The organism is Paenibacillus sp. HB172176 (assembly GCF_011947265.1).
In the GTDB taxonomy this organism is placed as follows: Bacteria; Bacillota; Bacilli; order Paenibacillales; family Paenibacillaceae; genus Pristimantibacillus.
This window is the reverse complement of record NZ_JAATHD010000078.1, coordinates 1-1,096: the sequence shown is the minus strand read 5'-3', so window position 1 is coordinate 1,096 and position 1,096 is coordinate 1. Positions and strand designations below refer to the sequence as shown.

1 protein-coding gene is annotated in these 1,096 nt (G+C 45.8%); it reads right to left on the bottom strand.

What is annotated here, in order from left to right:
* Positions 1-1,096 (bottom strand): hypothetical protein (locus tag HFP08_RS28860; RefSeq protein ID WP_168124080.1); only part of this gene is annotated, 1,096 nt, incomplete at both ends.

Genomic DNA, 1,096 nt, shown 5'->3' with positions numbered 1-1,096 from the left:
AACATAAAACATCGATTCATTCGTTCGCACATACAGGTATTTCCCTGGCGAATCAATATAACGTCTATCTGCGGGTTTTTCCGTATCCAACAGTAGCTGCTTTTTGGAATTATCGACATTTGCGATAGCGCGATACGGACTCAAGTTGTTATATCCCAAGCCTAAATTCGAAAAGGGAAACAGCCAATTATAGCTGTTACTGCTGTTGCTCGCGGACATGAAGCCTTGATTCTCCATCTCTTTACCTGATGAACCGGCTAGCACATTCCCATTATTAAACCATTTGATATTTTTTAGAGACATCAATGTGTTGCTGTTGACTTGATATAGCTTCCAATTCTCCAAAATATCTGCTGGAAGGTAGCTGTCCATCGGCTCCAGATCCGGTTGCTCGTTCTTCCCCTCCAGGTCGAAGGATATTGTAGGCGAATCATTAACGACATCGAGCAGGAGCAAAGTCTCGTCCTGATCAAGCGTGTCATCCCACTTCCCGTAATCCTCCGTTACCTTGGTGTAAAATAAATATTTACCTATTTTGCTCGGCGTAAAGGTAAACTTCAAAACCGATCCGCTGATTATCTTCCAGGCATCATCATCAAATCCGTTGTTATTCGAATCGTATTTGTACTTGTATTCGACTAATTCGATTTGATCGCCGTCCGGACTGTAGGAGCGGTTAATGACATCGACCGGCTGATTCCGGATGCCGACTGCCGGCACTTCAAGCTTTGCCACCGGAGGAAGATCCGGCTTCACGACGATGGAGCATACGCCTGGCTCTACCGACTTGAGTCCTGCGCTGTCGTAAACATCGAGCTTGACCGTTTCGATGAGATTGCTCATTGTTTCGTTCATATACGAAGTAAGCTTATTCTGCCATTCATCCCTTGTGTGATCGATCGTTCGATTAATCGGGCTGTAGCTGCCGCTGGCGTCAAATTCGGAATCATCAATGGGATGATTCGAAACGACAAAAGGAGGACACTTCGCAATAGGTACCGGATTTTTCGGAACAACATGAATGTAGGTCGAAGCCTTCGCCGTTAGTCCGAATTCATCCCGCATCTGAGCGCTGACCGAGAAGAAACCTAGCGTA